At 73.1% G+C, this 15659-nt stretch carries 14 protein-coding genes; 6 read left to right on the forward strand and 8 right to left on the reverse strand.

The features are described from left to right. Window positions 1-11 precede the first annotated feature (11 nt). From AC3AGO_RS07700 to AC3AGO_RS07720, 5 genes are all read right to left on the reverse strand, one after another. Window positions 12-794 carry a DUF2510 domain-containing protein gene (locus AC3AGO_RS07700; RefSeq protein ID WP_487819379.1) on the reverse strand — a complete coding sequence of 261 codons (783 nt, stop codon included), beginning with the start codon at window positions 792-794 and terminating at the stop codon, window positions 12-14. A gap of 29 nt (window positions 795-823) precedes the next feature. Then, the gene (locus tag AC3AGO_RS07705; RefSeq protein WP_487819380.1) at window positions 824-2131 is read right to left on the reverse strand and encodes an HAD family hydrolase; all 1308 of its coding nucleotides are present in this window, start codon (window positions 2129-2131) and stop codon (window positions 824-826) included. Between the two features lie 165 nt (window positions 2132-2296). Beyond that, window positions 2297-3094, reverse strand: a complete 798-nt coding sequence (locus tag AC3AGO_RS07710) for a 3-oxoacyl-ACP reductase (protein ID WP_487819381.1) — start codon at window positions 3092-3094, stop codon at window positions 2297-2299. Beyond that, entirely contained in the window at window positions 3091-4509 is a 1419-nt protein-coding gene (locus AC3AGO_RS07715; protein WP_487819382.1) for an aldehyde dehydrogenase family protein, read from the reverse strand. The genes AC3AGO_RS07710 and AC3AGO_RS07715 overlap by 4 nt, the downstream gene beginning before the upstream one ends. 52 nt (window positions 4510-4561) lie before the next feature. Then, complete coding sequence (locus AC3AGO_RS07720; protein ID WP_487819383.1) at window positions 4562-5938, reverse strand: glutamine synthetase family protein; 1377 nt, start codon at window positions 5936-5938, stop codon at window positions 4562-4564. A gap of 114 nt (window positions 5939-6052) precedes the next feature. On the opposite strand from AC3AGO_RS07720, the gene AC3AGO_RS07725 reads away from it, so the two are divergent. From AC3AGO_RS07725 to AC3AGO_RS07735, 3 genes are all read left to right on the forward strand, one after another. Beyond that, window positions 6053-6766 (forward strand): FadR/GntR family transcriptional regulator, encoded by a 714-nt coding sequence (locus AC3AGO_RS07725; RefSeq protein WP_487819384.1) that lies wholly within the window; start codon window positions 6053-6055, stop codon window positions 6764-6766. A gap of 201 nt (window positions 6767-6967) precedes the next feature. Beyond that, window positions 6968-8449, forward strand: a complete 1482-nt coding sequence (gene eat, locus AC3AGO_RS07730; RefSeq protein ID WP_487819385.1) for an ethanolamine permease — start codon at window positions 6968-6970, stop codon at window positions 8447-8449. Window positions 8450-8553: 104 nt separating this feature from the next. Next, window positions 8554-9261, forward strand: coding sequence for a gamma-glutamyl-gamma-aminobutyrate hydrolase family protein (locus tag AC3AGO_RS07735; protein WP_487819386.1), 708 nt, complete (start codon window positions 8554-8556; stop codon window positions 9259-9261). 39 nt (window positions 9262-9300) lie between these two features. Here AC3AGO_RS07735 and AC3AGO_RS07740 read toward each other — a convergent pair whose 3' ends face one another. Continuing rightward, the gene (locus AC3AGO_RS07740; RefSeq protein WP_487819387.1) at window positions 9301-10200 is read right to left on the reverse strand and encodes a LysR family transcriptional regulator; all 900 of its coding nucleotides are present in this window, start codon (window positions 10198-10200) and stop codon (window positions 9301-9303) included. After that, on the reverse strand, window positions 10184-10771 hold the full coding sequence (locus AC3AGO_RS07745) for a helix-turn-helix domain-containing protein (protein ID WP_487819388.1): 588 nt from the start codon (window positions 10769-10771) through the stop codon (window positions 10184-10186). The genes AC3AGO_RS07740 and AC3AGO_RS07745 overlap by 17 nt, the downstream gene beginning before the upstream one ends. Window positions 10772-10901: 130 nt before the next feature. Between AC3AGO_RS07745 and AC3AGO_RS07750 the strand changes: the two genes are divergently transcribed. The 3 genes from AC3AGO_RS07750 (at window position 10902) to AC3AGO_RS07760 (ending at window position 14699) form a co-directional block, all read left to right on the forward strand. Beyond that, complete coding sequence (locus AC3AGO_RS07750; protein WP_487819389.1) at window positions 10902-12053, forward strand: arylsulfotransferase family protein; 1152 nt, start codon at window positions 10902-10904, stop codon at window positions 12051-12053. A 7-nt stretch (window positions 12054-12060) separates the two neighbouring features. Then, window positions 12061-13527, forward strand: coding sequence for a uracil-xanthine permease family protein (locus AC3AGO_RS07755; RefSeq protein WP_487819390.1), 1467 nt, complete (start codon window positions 12061-12063; stop codon window positions 13525-13527). Window positions 13528-13595: 68 nt separating this feature from the next. Next, window positions 13596-14699, forward strand: a complete 1104-nt coding sequence (locus AC3AGO_RS07760; RefSeq protein ID WP_487819391.1) for a TDT family transporter — start codon at window positions 13596-13598, stop codon at window positions 14697-14699. On the opposite strand, the gene AC3AGO_RS07765 is transcribed toward AC3AGO_RS07760, so the two are convergent. Continuing rightward, window positions 14647-15381: a helical backbone metal receptor gene (locus AC3AGO_RS07765; RefSeq protein WP_487819392.1), complete on the reverse strand. Its 735-nt coding sequence runs from the start codon at window positions 15379-15381 to the stop codon at window positions 14647-14649. The two genes, AC3AGO_RS07760 and AC3AGO_RS07765, sit on opposite strands and share 53 nt — an antisense overlap. Between the last annotated feature and the right edge of the window lie 278 nt (window positions 15382-15659).

The raw sequence follows: 15659 nt of genomic DNA on the forward strand, positions 1-15659 counted from the left end.
CCGGCGAGCCCTTACGGTTCCGTCCGCTTGACCCCTTCCGCTATCCGGTCCATGTCGGACAGCGGCGGCGCGCCCTTGTGGATGTCGAATCCGCTGCGCAGCATGAGCAGCCGGCCCGATCCGTCCGGGTGCGGGAAGGCGAGCGATTCGACGTACGCGTCGGGCTTCACCCTGTTGGTGATCCGCCAGCGGACGCGGTAGCCCTGCTGCCCGGCGACGGTGACGCGCTCACTGGCCAGCACCTTGTGCTCGGTGATGCCCCCGTACGTCCCGGACTGGTACACCTGCCGGGAGTTCGGCGTGATGTCCTCCTTCGCGGCGGCCTCCGGGGTACGGGCTTTCGTACCGGCGGAGGCGACCGTGGAGCCGCCGCGCAGGCAGGTGGTGCCGTCGTCTCCCGGGCAGGGGTATTCGCCCGTGGAGACGGCCGCACCGCCGTCCTCCCGCACCCAGCCGGGCAGCACCGGCAACTGGACGCCGTTCGCCGGGGTTTCCGGCCCGGCCGAGGGAGGGCCGGAGGAACCTCCGGAGCCCCCTCCCGTACCGGCGTCCTTGTCGCGCTGGGCCGCCGGCCCGACGCCGAAGAGCAGGACGCCGCCGGTGACCAGCGCGGCGATCAGGATGAGGGCACCGGTCACGCCGGCGACCAGCGGTCCGCGGGGTGCGCCGCGGGGGCGGATCTGCGCCGTCCAGGCGGCGCCGTCCCACCAGCGCTCGCGCTGCGGGCTGCCGTTGGGGGCCCGGTCCGGATACCAGCCGGGCGGGGCGGGGCCGTTGGGCGTCGGTGTGCTCACGCGGGCACCCTAATGCGCGGCGGAACGGGTCACCCGTGCACGGTGTCGGCCTGGTCGGGGACGACGGAGCCGTCCGCGCGGCGGACCGGTCCGAGGGAGCCGTCGGGGCGGGTGTACCCCTCGGTCGAGCAGGGATAACTGCCCTTCATCCGCGGCTCGGGTCCGATGAACATGGGGTTGATCACCCAGCGGCCGTCCTCGTTGTCGTAGGCGCGGCACATGATCTCGTTCTCGTTGCGGTTGAGGACGAGATGGGCGCCGGTCGCGTCGCCGACGAAGGTCACGTCGGTGTCGGCGTCGCCGCCGCCGAGCGCGATGCGGTGCGCGGCGTCCTGCCGCTGCCAGGCCGCGGCACCGTGGATGCCGAAGATCTCCTGGTTGATGACGCAGCGCTTGCCGTCCCGGTACGGGATGGCCTCGCCCTTGCCGTCCGGTACGTCGCCGCAGCCGCGGGTGCCGGCGGTGATCCTGCCGTGCCGGTCCTTCAGGCTGCGGATGGCGAAGGTGTGCTCCCTGTCCACGCCGATGCCGCGCGACCACACCTCGGTGACGGGCTCGGATCCCGCGGAGACGACGTTCACGTCGAAGCCGGCGGCCTTCAGCGTACGGATCAGGTCCCGCTGTTGCGGGTAGTAGCGCACGGAGGCGGGGACGGTGTGCGTGCCGATCTTCCGTTCGCTGCCGACGGGCGCGCGGAGCGCCTCCGTACGGGCCTTCGCCGTGTACGAGCGGACCTCGCGGTCGGTGTGGCCGGCGAACAGCTGCGGGACCCAGGCGTACTGGGGCTTGGTGCGGCGGTGGTTCCACTCGCCGGCGAAGCCCTCCTTCCCGGCCATGGTCTTCGCCTCGGCGCGCATCTCCCAGATCTCGTCGGCGCAGCGGGTGCCGGCCGAGGTGCGCAGGGGTGCGCCGACGGGCACGTTGGTGCCGCAGGCGGCGGTCAGGGCGCGCTCGGCGGCCGGGGTGAGCCATTTGCTGGTGTCGCGCCAGCGGGCCGGGCGGAGGATCTTGTCGTGCCGGACGGCCCAGCCGAGCGTGGCGTCGGTGATGTCGTTCTTGGTGAGGGTGTTGTCCCAGTCGAAGGCGGCGACGGGTCGGTTTCCGGCGTGCGCCGGGTTCGTCGGGTGGGAGCAGCTGCCGCGCTCGTCGATCATCCGCTGGAGCCGTGCGCGGTTGTCGCCGTACCAGTGCAGGTGCCGGGACAGCTGGGGGCAGTGGGCGCTTGCGCGCGAATCGGTGCGCTGGGGGGTGGCGTTCGCGGGCTGTGCGGTGACGGCTGCGGCCGTGAGGGCGGTGGCTGCGGCCAGTACGGGGAGGAGGGTGGATCTGGCGCTCATGGGGCCTCTCTGACGCGGTGTCGTGTAGAGGGCCGACGGGTGAGACGGCCCCCTACACTTGTACGCCACATGTAACTCGTGAGCGGTGCGGTTTGCGTGGGGTTTGCGCAGTTTCCCGCGCCCCTTGTCCGCGCCGTTCCCCGCGCCCCTCCTGTTGGGTGCCTTCTAAAGGGGTGTCACGTACGCGCTGGAGATGCCGCCGTCCACCAGGAACTCCGCCGCGTTGACGAAGGACGAGTCGTCGCTCGCGAGGAAGGCGACGGCGGCGGCCATCTCCTCCGGCTCGGCGAACCGGCCCACCGGTACGTGGACCAGGCGGCGTTCGGCGCGCTCCGGGTCCTTCGCGAACAGCTCCTTCAGCAGGGGCGTGTTGACCGGGCCCGGGCACAGCGCGTTCACCCGGATGCCCTCGCGGGCGAACTGCACGCCCAGCTCCCGCGACATGGCCAGCACGCCGCCCTTCGAGGCGGTGTAGCTGATCTGGGAGGTCGCGGCGCCCATCACGGCCACGAACGAGGCGGTGTTGATGATGGAGCCGCGGCCCTGCTCGCGCATGTACGGGAGGGCGTGCTTGCAGCACAGGTACACCGAGGTGAGGTTGACCTCCTGGACCCGCTGCCAGGCTTCCAGCCCGGTGTCCAGGATCGAGTCGTCGTCGGGCGGCGAGATGCCCGCGTTGTTGAAGGCCACGTCGACCGAGCCGTACGTCTCGTACGCGGTGCGGAACAGCGCCTCGACCTGCTCCGGGTCGGTCACGTCGGTCTCCACGTACAGGCCGCCGGTCTCCTCGGCCGCCGCCTTGCCGCGGACCGTGTCGACGTCCGCGCAGACGACGTTGGCGCCCTCGGAGGCGAGGCGGCGGGCGGTGGCGAGGCCGATGCCGCTGCCGGCCCCGGTGACCACGGCGGTACGGCCCGGAAGGCGGCGGCAGACGGGGGTCGTCTCGGGGGTCACGTCGGTCACTGCTGCTCCTCGGTGCGCTCGGTGCCGTTCTCGGCCGGCTCGGTGCTGATGAACACGTTCTTGGTCTCGGTGAAGGCGGACAGCGCGTCCGGGCCCAGCTCGCGGCCGAAACCGGACTGCTTGTAGCCGCCGAAGGGGGTCGAATAGCGCACGCTGCTGTGCGAGTTGACCGACAGATTGCCCGCGGCCACGGCCTGCGAGACGCGCAGCGCGCGGCCGGTGTCACGGGTCCAGATGGAGCCGGACAGTCCGTAGTCGGTGGCGTTGGCCAGCCGGACCGCGTCCGCCTCGTCGTCGAAGGGGATGACGACGGTGACCGGGCCGAAGATCTCCTCGATGGCCGTACGGTCGTCCGGCTTGCCCTCCAGGACGGTCGCCGGATACCAGAAGCCGGGCCCCTCGGGCGCCGTGCCGCGGATCCGGGCCGGCGCGTCCTCGGGTACGAAGTCCCGTACCCGGTCCCGCTGCCGGGCCGAGATCAGCGGGCCCATCTGCGTGGCCTCGTCCGCCGGATCGCCCACCGTGAAGGCGTGCACGGCCGGTTCCAGCAGCTCCAGGAAGCGGTCGTGGACGCCGCGCTGGACCAGGATGCGGCTGCGGGCGCAGCAGTCCTGTCCGGTGTTGTCGAGGAAGGAAGCGGGGGCCGCCGCGGCGGCCCGTTCGATGTCGGCGTCGGCGAAGACGATGTTGGGGCTCTTGCCGCCGAGTTCGAGCGTCACGCGCTTCACGCTGCCGGCGCACTTCGCCATGATCTGCTTGCCGACGGCCGTCGACCCGGTGAAGACGACCTTGGCGACGCCCGGGTGCTCCACCAGCGCGGCGCCGGCGACCGGCCCCTCCCCCGGCAGCACCTGGAACAGGCCCTCGGGCAGGCCCGCTTCACGTCCCAGCTCGGCGAGGCGCAGTGCGGTCAGCGGGGTGGTCTCGGCGGGCTTGAGGAGGACGGCGTTGCCCGCGGCGAGGGCGGGCGCCGTCCCCCAGGCGGAGATCGGCATGGGGAAGTTCCACGGCGCGATGACGGCGACGACGCCCAGCGGTTCGGCGAAGGTGAGGTTCACTCCGCCGGCGACGGGGATCTGCGTACCGGTGAGCCGTTCGACGCCGCCCGCCGCGTAGTCGAGCAGGTCGCGGACGTTGGCGGCCTCACCGCGCGCGTTGCCGACGGGGTGTCCGGCCTCGCGGACCTCCAACTGGGCGAGTTCCTCGCGGTGTTCGTCGACGGCGGCCGCGAAGCGGCGCAGCAGCCGGGCGCGGTCGGCGGGGGCGAGCGCCGCCCAGGTGCGCTGGGCGCGGGCGGCGCGGGCAACGGCGGCGTCCACGCCGGCGGGGCTCGCTGCCGGTACGGAGGCGATCTGCTCCTCGGTCGCCGGGTTGACGACGGGGAGTTCGTACGGGGTGTCCTGCTGGTGCGGCAAGAGGGTTCCTTGGTCGGTCAGCCGGCTGTCGGACGGTCCGGGGGTGTGCGGGTCACATGCGTTCGAAGGAGCGGACGCGCTCCCAGTCGGTCACTGCGGTGTCGTACGCCTGCTGTTCGATGCGCGCCATGTTGCTGTAGTGCGCGACCACTTCGGGGCCGAAGGCGTCCCGGGCGAGGCTGCTCTGCTCCCACAGCTCGGCGGCGTCCCGCAGGGTGCCGGGCACGTGCTCGGCGTCGCCCGTGTACGCGTTGCCGGTGCAGGCGGCGGGGAGTTCCAGCTCGTGGTCGATGCCGTGCAGCCCGGCGGCGATCATTCCGGCGACGGCGAGGTACGGGTTGACGTCGCCGCCGGGGACGCGGTTCTCCAGCCGGTGCGCGGGCCCGTGGCCGACGACGCGGTACGAGCAGGTGCGGTTGTCGGGGCCCCAGGCGACGGCGGTGGGCGCGAAGGACCCCGGCTGGAAGCGCTTGTAGGAGTTGATGTTCGGCGCGTACAGCAGGGTGAGTTCGCGCAGCGCGGCGAGCTGGCCCGCGAGGAAGTGCCGCATGGTGGCGGACATGCCGTACGGGTCGTCGTCGCCGGGGACCGCGGCGAGGACGGGGCGGCCGGCCTCGTCGCGCAGCGAGAGGTGGATGTGGCAGGAATTGCCCTCCCGCTCGTCGTACTTGGCCATGAAGGTCAGCGCCCTGCCCTCCTGCGCGGCGATCTCCTTGGCGCCGTTCTTGTAGACGACGTGCTGGTCGCAGGTGGTGAGCGCGTCGTCGTAGCGGAACGCGATCTCCTGCTGCCCGAGGTTGCACTCGCCCTTCGCCGATTCCACCGTCATGCCGGCCGCGCCCATCTCGTTGCGGATGCGGCGCAGCAGCGGCTCGACGCGTCCGGTGCCGAGGACGGAGTAGTCGGTGTTGTACTGGTTGACCGGGGTGAGCCCGCGGTAGCCGCTGTCCCAGGCGTGTTCGTAGGTGTCCTGGAAGACCATGAACTCCAGCTCGGTACCCACGTGCGCGGTCCAGCCGCGCTCGGCGAGCCGGCCGAGCTGGCGCCGCAGTATCTGCCGGGGCGAGGCGGCCACGGGCGAACCGTCGTGCCAGGCGAGGTCGGCGGTGAGCATCGCGGTGCCCGGGTTCCACGGCACGCGGCGCAGGGTGCCCTTGTCGCCGTGCATGGCGAAGTCGCCGTAGCCGCGCTCCCACGACGCCATCTCGTAGCCGCCGACGGTGTTCAGCTCGACGTCGACGGCGAGCAGGTAGTTGCAGCCTTCCGCGCCGCCTTCGAGGACGTCGTCGAGGAAGAAGCGGGCCGCGAACCGCTTGCCCTGCAGGCGTCCCTGCATGTCGGTGAAGGCGAGGATGACGGTGTCGATCTCCCCCGTGTCGACGAGCTTCCGCAGCTCGTCGACGGGGAGCGGTGGTGTGCGGTCTGCCACGAGGGGCCTCCTGTCGGTCCGCCGGAAGCCATAAGGTAGCCCTGAGAACCTTTGGCGGGGAAGGCCCTTCACCAAAAGGGCCGGTCGCCGGAACCGGAACCGGAAGAGGTGTCCATGAACGACTCCCGTGCGGCGGCAGCGGAGGACCGGCTGGCCACGGTGCTGCGGCCCGTGCACGCGGGCAACGGCTTCGAGCAGGCGCTGGAGCAGATACTCCAGATCGTCCGGCTGGGCCTGGTGCCCGCGGGCGAACGGCTGCCGTCCGAGCGCGAGCTCGCGGAGCGCCTCGGCATCAGCAGGGTGACGCTGCGCGAGGTGCTGAAGGTGCTGACCGAGCAAGGCCTGGTGGAGAGCCGGCGCGGACGGTACGGCGGTACCTTCGTACGGCAGGCGTCGGACGCCGCGCACGGGGACCCGGTGGACATCGAGGACACCCTGCGCTTCCGCGAGGTGCTGGAGGTCGGCGCGGCCGAACTGTGCGCCGTCCACGGCCTGTCGGAGGACGGCGAGGCGCGGCTGCGCGCCTCCCTGGACGCCACCCGGGACGCGGAGCCGGCCGACTACCGGCGGCACGACACGCTGTTCCACCTCGCCCTGGTGGAGCTCGCCGGATCGCCCTCGCTGACCGAGCAGTACGCCGCCGTACGGTCCCGGGTGAACGGTCTGCTGGGCCGGATCCCGCTGCTCGTACGGAACTTGGAGCACGCGCAGACGCAGCACTCGGCGCTGGTCGAGGCGGTGCTGGAGCGGGACGCGGAGGGGGCGCGGGAGCTGATGCGGGAGCACTGCGCGGGAACGGCGGCGCTGCTGCGGGGCTTTCTCACCTGAGGCGCCGCTTGTGACTGTGCGCCGCGGCGTGCGGGCCATGCGGGTGCCGGGCGGCTGCGGTTCGCGTCGTGGCCGGGTCCGCGCAGTTCCCCGCGCCCCTGTCGGGCCGCGTCACACGCCTTTTACGTCCCGGGGGTTGCGCATCGCGCCTCCCTCACACAAAGGTATGGCCGCACACCATTGCCTCAGGCTGGAGTGGCCATGACAGACGAGACGCATCCCCGCGCGGAAGGCGCCGGGCAGTCCGCAGGACCGCCGGCCGGCTCCGCGGACGACGAGTATCTGCAGCGCCGCACCCTGCGCCGCGGCAGTGCGGGCTGGCTCCTGCTCACCGGACTCGGCGTCGCCTACGTCGTGTCGGGCGACTACGCCGGCTGGAACTTCGGCCTCGCCGAAGGGGGGTTCGGCGGTCTCGCGATCGCCACCGTACTGATGGGCACGATGTACGCCTGTCTGGTCTTCTCGCTCGCGGAGCTGTCCTCCGTCCTGCCCACGGCGGGCGGCGGCTACGGCTTCGCCCGCCGCGCGCTCGGCACCTGGGGCGGATTTCTGACCGGCACCGCGATCCTCATCGAGTACGTGCTGGCGCCCGCCGCGATCTCCGTCTTCATCGGCGGGTACGTCGAATCGCTGGGCCTGTTCGGGCTGGAGTCCGGCTGGCCGGTCTATCTGGCGTGCTTCGTGCTGTTCATCGGCATCCACCTGTGGGGCGTCGGCGAGGCGCTGCGGTTCAGCTTCGTCGTCACCGGGATCGCCGTCGCCGCGCTGCTGGTGTTCGCCGTCGGCGCGCTGAGCTCCTTCGACGCCGGGTCGCTGACCGATGTGGCGGTCGACAAGAGCGCGGTCGGGTCGAGTTCGTGGCTGCCGCTGGGGCTGCTGGGCATCTGGGCGGCGTTCCCGTTCGGCATGTGGTTCTTCCTCGGCGTGGAGGGCGTCCCCCTGGCGGCGGAGGAGACCCGCGACCCGGCCCGTACGCTGCCGCGGGCGATGGCGTGGGCCATCGGCATCCTCGTACTGCTGGCCCTGCTGACGCTGCTCCCCGCGGCCGGCGCGGGCGGCTCCGACGCGATCAAGGACGCGGACAATCCGCTCGTCGCCGCGCTGGAGGCCGCCTCCGGCGGCGACCCGACGACGCTCAGCAGGGTCGTCAACTACGCGGGCCTCGCCGGGCTCGTGGCCTCCTTCTTCTCCCTCATCTACGCCGGCTCCCGGCAGCTGTTCGCGCTCTCCCGCGCCGGCTATCTGCCCCGCTTCCTGTCCCTCACGAGCCGCCGCAAAGCCCCCTACCTCGGGCTGCTGGTGCCGGGCGCGCTCGGCTTCGGCCTGGCGGCGGTCTCCGGCGACGGGGCGCGGATGCTGAACATCGCGGTGTTCGGGGCCTCCATCAGTTACGTGCTGATGTCGCTGTCGCACATCGTGCTGCGCAGGCGGGAACCTGAACTGCCGCGGCCGTACCGCACACCGGGCGGCATCGTCACCTCGTCGGTCGCCTTCGTACTGGCCTGCGCGGCCGTGGTGGCGACCTTCCTGGTCGACATCAAGGCGGCGGGCATCGCGCTGGCGCTGTACGCGGTGGCGGTGGCCTACTTCGCGCTCTACAGCAGGCGCCATCTGGTCGCCGCGGCGCCGGAGGAGGAGTTCGCGGCGCTCGCGGCGGCCGAGGCGGAACTCGACCGCGACTGACGGCAGTTGCGGGCCGGACCGTCGGGACGCGTACGGCGCGGGACCAGGAGCACCGGGACCAGGAGCACCGGGACGAGGAGCGAGGGACAGGAACGGAGAGCAGGATGGCGAAGCCGCTCATCGGGATCAGCACGTATCTGGAGGACGGCGTGCGGTGGGGCGTGTGGGACATGCCCGCCGCGCTGCTGCCCGCCGGCTACCCCCGGCTCGTGCAGCGGGCGGGCGGGCTGGCGGTCATGCTGCCCCCGGACGACGACCCCGGGGCCGCCGCCGACGCGGTGGCGCGGCTCGACGGGCTGGTCGTCTCGGGCGGGCCCGACGTGGCACCGGACCGGTACGGGACCGCCCCCGCACCCGAGACGGGCCCTCCCTCACCCGAGCGGGACGCGTGGGAACTGGCCCTGACCGGCGCCGCGTTGGAGCGGGGGCTGCCGCTGCTGGGCATCTGCCGCGGCATGCAGGTGCTGAACGTCGCCCGGGGCGGCACCCTCGTACAGCACCTGGAGGGGCACCGGGGCGCGCCCGGCGTGTTCGACGCGCACACCGTGAAGCCCGTACCGGGGACGCTGCTGTCGCGGGTGCTTCCCGAGGCGGTGCCGGTGCCGACGTACCACCACCAGGCGGTGGACACGGTCGGGCACGGCCTGACCGTGTGTGCGCACGCCGAGGACGGCACGGTGGAGGCGCTCGAACTGGCCGACGGTTTCGGGGGCGGGGACGGGGACTTCGTGCTCGGGGTGCAGTGGCATCCGGAAGCGGGCGACGACTTGCGCGTGATGCGCGCGCTTGTGGTGGCGGCGAGCGGACGCTGACACGAGGTGTGGGCAGGCGCCCCCCGCACCGCGCCCCCGTTAGCCGCGCCCCCGCGTCAGCGAGAGCAGGTCTCGGGCCGGACCCGTGGGGCGGTGGCCTCGGGGCCAGACCGCTCTCAGGGCGCGGCGCAACTCGACGCCGTCGACGGGGACATGGATGAGCCGGCGCGCCGACAGCTCCTCGCCGACGGCGAGTTCGCTCAGGACGGCGGGGCCCGCGCCGCTGACGGCGGAGGCCTTCACGGCCGTGGTCGAGGAGAGCTCCAGCAGCGGCGGCGCGAGGGCGCCCAGCGCGGACTCCAGTACCTGGCGGGTGCCGGACCCCTCCTCGCGGAGGATCAGCGGTGTCGCCGCCACTTCCGCCGCCTCCACCGGCGTACGGCGCCCGGCCCAGCGGTGTCCGGGGGCGACGACCAGTACGAGCCGGTCGTGCGCGACCACGGCGCCGTCGAGCCCGGCGGGGATGTCGAGGCCCTCCACGAAGCCGAGGTCCGCCTCGTCGGTGTGCAGCCGCTCGGCGACCGCGGCCGAGTTGCCCGCGAGCAGCGAGACCGCCGTGCCGGGGCGGGCCGCACGCAGGGCGATCAGCCAGCCGGGCAGCAGATATTCGGCGATGGTCATGCTGGCGGCGACCCGCAGCCGGGAGTCCCTGCGGTCGCGCAGCGCCGTCGCTCCCGCGTCGAACGCCTCGGCCGCCTCGACGATCCGGCGTGCCCAGTCGGCGACGAGGGCGCCCGCCTCGGTGAGCCGGGAGCCGCGCGGGGAGCGGTCGACGAGGGCGACGCCCAGCTGGCGTTCCATGGAGCGCACGCGGCCGCTGGCGGCCGGCTGGGTGATGCCGAGTTCGCGTGCGGCGCGGCCGAGGCTGCCCAACCGGGCGACGGCGAGCAGCAGTTCCAGCGACCCGAGGTCGGGGACGCGGTCAGCGGTTCTGTTCATCGGCCGTCACCACGTGGTCGGCGATGCCGACGATCAGTACCCGGGTACCGGGCTCCAGGGCGCGCCAGCGGTGCTCGACCCCGCCCGCGCAGTACAGCGTGTCGCCGCGCTCCAGACGGTGGAACTCCTCGCCGGCCTGCACCTCGGCCGAGCCGTCCGCGACGTACAGCACCTCGTCGTTGCGGTGCCGGAAGCTGCGCTCCCAGTCGTGCGGCCCGGTGAACTCCAGCGCGTGCAGCTGGTGATGGCCTCGTACCAGTGGCCGCATCCGGCCCTCCTCTCCGCTCTCCGCATGATCGCGTACGGAGACGGAGTCCGCGCGGACCACGTCCACGGCGCGCGGCCCCTCGGAGGTCGCGAGCAGCTGGACCGCGGTGGTGTCCAGCGCGTCCGCGACGCGCTGGAGGGAGCTCATGCTGGGGCGGGCGCGCTGGTTCTCGACCTGACTGAGGAACGGGACGGAGAGCCCGGCGCGGCGGGCGACCTCGGCGAGGGTCAGCTCCAGGGCGCGGCGCCTGCGCCGGATCCCGGGCCCGACCGCGGGCCCCGCCCCGGCGTCCGGCTGACTCATCTGGCCCGTCCCTCGCACTCGTTCATCACTTCTTAACAGGTGACCGTCTCCCTGGACCCTATCGCGGTGGTTAAGCTGTTTGACGTCATCAAAGAAAGTTTGACAGGACGTTTGAGCAGGAGGACCGCGCATGGGCGCCGTCGACCAGAATCTCCGCCGCCGCCGCGGCACCGGGCTGATCGCGCTGGACGAGGACGCCTCGTACGGCGGCTACACCCTCTTCGCGCCGCTGACCGGCACCGGCGAGGTGTATCTGACCGACCTGCGCGGCAACACCGTGCACCAGTGGAACCTGCCGTACCGGCCCGGCCGGCACGCGCGCATCCTGCCGAACGGCAACCTCGCGTACAACGGCGTGCTGCCCGACGAGCCGGCGCTGTTCCCGATGTGGCACAAGTACCGCGGCGGGATCATGCAGGAGGTCACGCCGGACGGCACCGTGGTCCGCGAGCACCGCGACCGCTTCCAGCACCACGACGCCAACCACCTCGGCGACGGCCGGATCCTGTACGCCGCGCTGGAGCCGCTGACGGGCGCGGACGCCGCTGCCGTACGGGGCGGCGTACCGGACTCCGAGCCGGACGGCACCGTGTGGGCGGACACCATCAAGGAGGTGGACGCGGAGGGGAACACCACCTGGGAGTGGAAGGTCTCCGAGCACCTTGACCGCGCGGACTTCCCGCTGCACCCGGACTACTCGCGCGAGCACTACCCGCTGATCAACTCCGTGGCCGAGCTGCGGGACGGCAACATCCTCGCCAGCCTGCGCAGCGCGTCCGCCGTCATCGTCATCAGCCGGGAGACCGGCGAGGTGATCTGGCGCACCGAGCCCGGCGTGGTCTCCCAGCAGCACCACCCGACCGAGCTGGACAACGGCAACTTCCTGGTCTTCGACAACGGCGTCTTCCGCCCGCACTGGGACGTGCCCTTCTCGCGCGTCATCGAGGTGGAGCGCTCCAGCGGGAAGATCGCGTGGGAGTACCACGACCCGGCGCGCGAGGCGTTCTTCGCGCCGTTCATGGGCAGCGCGCAGCGGCTGCCGAACGGCAACACACTGGTCACCGACTCCCCCGCCGGGCGGCTCTTCGAGGTCACGGCGGACGGCTATCTGTGCTGGGAGTACGTGATCCCGCACTTCGGCGGCTACCGCGAGGAGGAGGTGCGCAAGCTCTTCCCCGCCGAGCCCAACGCCGTCTTCCGCGCCCACCGTTACTCCGCCGCGGAACTCCCCTGGCTCGACGTGCGGGACGCCCCCCGCGTCGTGACCGTACCGAAGGGCTGACCCCGGCATGCCGACCTCCCCGGCCCCGGCAGCGCCGGTGGCCCCCGTCGACGAGCGGCTGCCGCTCCCCCGGCTCGCCCCACTGGCCTTCCAGCACCTGCTGGCCGGTGTCGCGGCGCCCGTCTCGTCCGTCATCCTCATCGCGACCACGCTGCGCCTCGACAGCGGGCAGACGGCCTCGCTGCTCAGCGCCACCCTCGTGCTGTGCGGACTGGGCGCCGTACTGCAGTCGTTGGGGGTGCGGGCCCTGCGCGTCGGGGCGCGGCTGCCGTTCCTCATGCTGCCGGGCGGCGCCGCGGTCGCGATCTTCCTGCAGATCGCGAAGGAGCACGGTCCGGCCACCGCGTCCGGATCCGTGCTGATCGCGGCGGTGTTCCTGCTGCTGGTGCTGCCGTTCTACGGGCGGCTCGTGCGGTTCTTCCCGCCGCTGGTGATGGGCACGGTCGTGGTGCTCATCGGGATCAACATGGTCAAGGTGACCGTGCCGCTGCTGGCGTCCGGGCCCGGCCTGGCCTTCGGCACGCTGGGCGTGACCGCGGTGTTCTTCCTCGTCCTGCGCGGTGTGTGGCGGCAGATGTCGGTGCTGTTCGGCATGGCCGGCGGGACGCTGATCGCGGCGCTGGCCGGTACGCCGTTCCATCCGGCCGGCGGGCCCGTGATGGCGCTGCCCGGCCTCTTCCCGTACGGGGCGCCGCACTTCGACCTGCTGGCCGCCGTGCCGCTGCTGGTGTTCGCGCTCGCCTCGCTCGCCGAGGCGACGGGGCAGACGGTGCTCAACAGCGAGGCGGTGGGCCGTACTCCGGACCCCGCCCGTGACGTGCCGCGCACGGCCCGCGCGGACGCGGTGCTGTCGCTGGGCGCCGGCGTGTTCGGCACCTCCCTGATGGTCACCAGCGCGGAGAACATCGGCATCGTCCAACTGACCCGCGTACGCTCCCGGTTCGTGACCGCGGGCGCCGGCGTGCTGCTCGTGGTGTGCGGGCTGCTGACGCCGCTGACCCGGCTGCTGGCCGCGATCCCCGAGCCGGTGGTCGGTGCGGCGGGCCTCATCATCTACGCGGTGATCGCCGTGATGGGCTTCGGCATGCTCAGCCGCGTCGACCTGTCCGCGGGCTCCAACGGCACCGTCGTGGCGCTCGCCCTCTGCGCGGGGCTGCTGCCCATCATGGCGCCGCAGATGTACGGGGATCTGCCGTCGTGGGCCCGCACCCTGTTCGGCAGCGGTGTCGCGGCGGGGGCGCTGGCCGCGGTCGTATTCGCCGCGGTCTTCGGCCGGTTCGGGCCAGGACCCGACCGGCTCGACCACCCGGAGACGGAGGTCCCGGCGGACGCGGACCCGGACACGGCGGCTGCGGACGACGGGGCCGACGGGCCGGTGCGGGGCGACAGCGCGGGTCCGGGTGGCGGCGCGGGACCGGGTGGCGGCGCGGCTCCCGGTAGCGGCGCGAGGCCGGGTGGCGGCGCGAGGTCATAAGCCGCGCTGATGAGCACATAGCGCGGCAGTCCCTGGTGGGCGGCCCTGGCGGGCGCGAGGTTGGGGACATGACCACTCTCGCGTCCTCCCGTTCCGTGCCGCTCCCCCGGCCCGTACGGCACCGCCCGGCCCGGCTGTCCGTACGGGAACTCGGGCCCAACTGGTACGCGGCCGTGATGGGCACCGCCATCCTCGCCACCGCGGGCGGCGCCCTCCCCGCGCCCGTACCGGGCCCCGTACTCACCGTCGTCTGGGCCCTGTCCGCACTGATGCTGGCCGTACTGCTGACCGCTCGTGCGGTGCACTGGGCGCGGCACTCCGACCGGGCGCGGGCCCACCTCCTCGACCCGGCCGTCGCGCCCTTCTACGGCTGCCTGGCCATGGGCGTCCTCGCGGTCGGCGGTGCGGCCCTGGCCGCGCGGGTGCCCGGTGCCGTGGTGATCGACGGGGTGCTCTGGACGGCGGGCACCGTGACCGGGGTGGCGGCGGCGTCCGCCGTGCCGTACCTGATGGTCGTACGGCACCGGATCGAGCCCGGCAAGGCGTCCGCCGTGTGGCTGCTGCCCGTGGTCGCGCCCATGGTGTCCGCGGCCGTCGGCGCGCCACTGGTGCCGCATCTGCCTGCCGGGCAGGCGCAGTTGACGATGCTGCTGGGGTGCTTCGCGCTGTTCGGGATGAGCCTGCTGGCCACGCTTCTCGTACTGCCCGCGGTCTTCTCGGGCCTGCTCCACCACGGGCCGCCCGCGCTCGCCCTCACGCCGACGCTCTTCCTCGTGCTCGGCCCGCTCGGCCAGTCGGTCACCGCCACGGGCAACCTCGCCGACGCGGCGCCGGACACCTTCCGTACGGCGGCCGTGCTGTACGGGGTGCCCGTGCTCGGATTCGCCCTGCTCTGGCTGCTGTTGGCGGGTGCGCTGGTCGTGCACGCGGTGCGCGGCGGGATGCGGTTCACGATGACGTGGTGGGCGTTCACCTTCCCCGTCGGCACGTGCGTCACGGGGGCCGCGTCCCTCGCCCGGCACACGGGGCTCGACGCGCTGGGCTGGCTGGCCGTCCTGCTGTACGTGCTGCTGGCTGCCGCCTGGGCGGTTGCGCTGAGCTGCACGGTGCGGGGGCTGTTCAGCGGAGCGCTGCTCGCAGCGCCGCGCACAGTGTCTCCGGCGCGGTCGTGAGCGAGGGCCCGTACCAGGTGAGGTGACGGCCGCTCAGCAGCGCCGCCGGCAGCCCCGGGAAGGCCTCGGGGCCGTCGTCGGCGCCGAACGGGTACGGCTCGTCCGGCAGCGCGACGAGGCCGGCGCGGCGGTCCGGCGCGGTCAACTCGCCCAGGGGGACGCGGGGATAGCGCTCGGGGTGGTCCGCGTACACGTTGCGCACGCCGAGGTGTTCGAGGACGGCTCCGGCGAACGTGTCGCGTCCCAGCACCATCCACGGGCGGCGCCAGATGGGGACGACGGCGTCCACGTCGAACTCCGCGCGCGCGTCCCGCCAGGCGTCCTCCGCGTCGTCCAGCCACGCGGGGCGGGGCAGGCCGCAGCCGGCCGTCAGCATGCGGTGCAGTTCCGTGAACGACTGCGGGACGGTGCGGACTTCGGTCACCAGGACGTCGATTCCGGCCGCGCGCAGGGCGGCCAGATCCTGTTCCCGGTTCTCCTCCTCGTTGGCCAGCACGAGGTCGGGGGCGAGGGCGGTGATCCGCTCCACGTCGGGGTTCTTCGTGCCCCGTACGCGGGTGACGTCGAGGTCCGCGGGGTGCGAGCACCAGTCGGTGGCGCCGACGAGCATTCCGGGCTCCGTCACGGCGACGGCTTCCGTCAACGACGGCACGATCGACACGACCCGCGCAACATGTCCCATACGGGCACGCTACGCCCCTGGCGGGGCGCGCCTCCCCGTGAAGGCCATCCTCCCCGCGGCGGCGGGACGCGTTGTTGCGTGCGGCCGCGCCTGCCCCTCCTGGTGCGTTGTGCGGCTGCGGCCGCCGCCGCGGCATGCGCAGTTCCCCGCGCCCCTATCAGGGCGCTCACGCCCCACCCCCTCCCGCCGCAGCGGCACGTCACCCAGCGGGCCCGGCCGGCGGTCTCAGCGCGAGCTGCGCACACACCGCCGAAACGCATCGCTGCGCGCGCCTCCCG

Source organism: Streptomyces sp. BL1, from assembly GCF_057628045.1.

Bases quoted from the DNA above. Each gene is read 5' to 3' on its own strand.
- eat (WP_487819385.1), top strand. From the start codon at position 6,968: ATGACAGACGAGACGCATCCCCGCGCGGAAGGCGCCGGGCAGTCCGCA.
- AC3AGO_RS07705 (WP_487819380.1), bottom strand. From the start codon at position 2,131: ATGAGCGCCAGATCCACCCTCCTCCCCGTACTGGCCGCAGCCACCGCC.
- AC3AGO_RS07760 (WP_487819391.1), top strand. From the start codon at position 13,596: ATGACCACTCTCGCGTCCTCCCGTTCCGTGCCGCTCCCCCGGCCCGTA.
- AC3AGO_RS07745 (WP_487819388.1), bottom strand. From the start codon at position 10,771: ATGAGTCAGCCGGACGCCGGGGCGGGGCCCGCGGTCGGGCCCGGGATC.
- AC3AGO_RS07765 (WP_487819392.1), bottom strand. From the start codon at position 15,381: ATGGGACATGTTGCGCGGGTCGTGTCGATCGTGCCGTCGTTGACGGAA.
- AC3AGO_RS07735 (WP_487819386.1), top strand. From the start codon at position 8,554: ATGGCGAAGCCGCTCATCGGGATCAGCACGTATCTGGAGGACGGCGTG.
- AC3AGO_RS07755 (WP_487819390.1), top strand. From the start codon at position 12,061: ATGCCGACCTCCCCGGCCCCGGCAGCGCCGGTGGCCCCCGTCGACGAG.
- AC3AGO_RS07725 (WP_487819384.1), top strand. From the start codon at position 6,053: ATGAACGACTCCCGTGCGGCGGCAGCGGAGGACCGGCTGGCCACGGTG.
- AC3AGO_RS07750 (WP_487819389.1), top strand. From the start codon at position 10,902: ATGGGCGCCGTCGACCAGAATCTCCGCCGCCGCCGCGGCACCGGGCTG.
- AC3AGO_RS07740 (WP_487819387.1), bottom strand. From the start codon at position 10,200: ATGAACAGAACCGCTGACCGCGTCCCCGACCTCGGGTCGCTGGAACTG.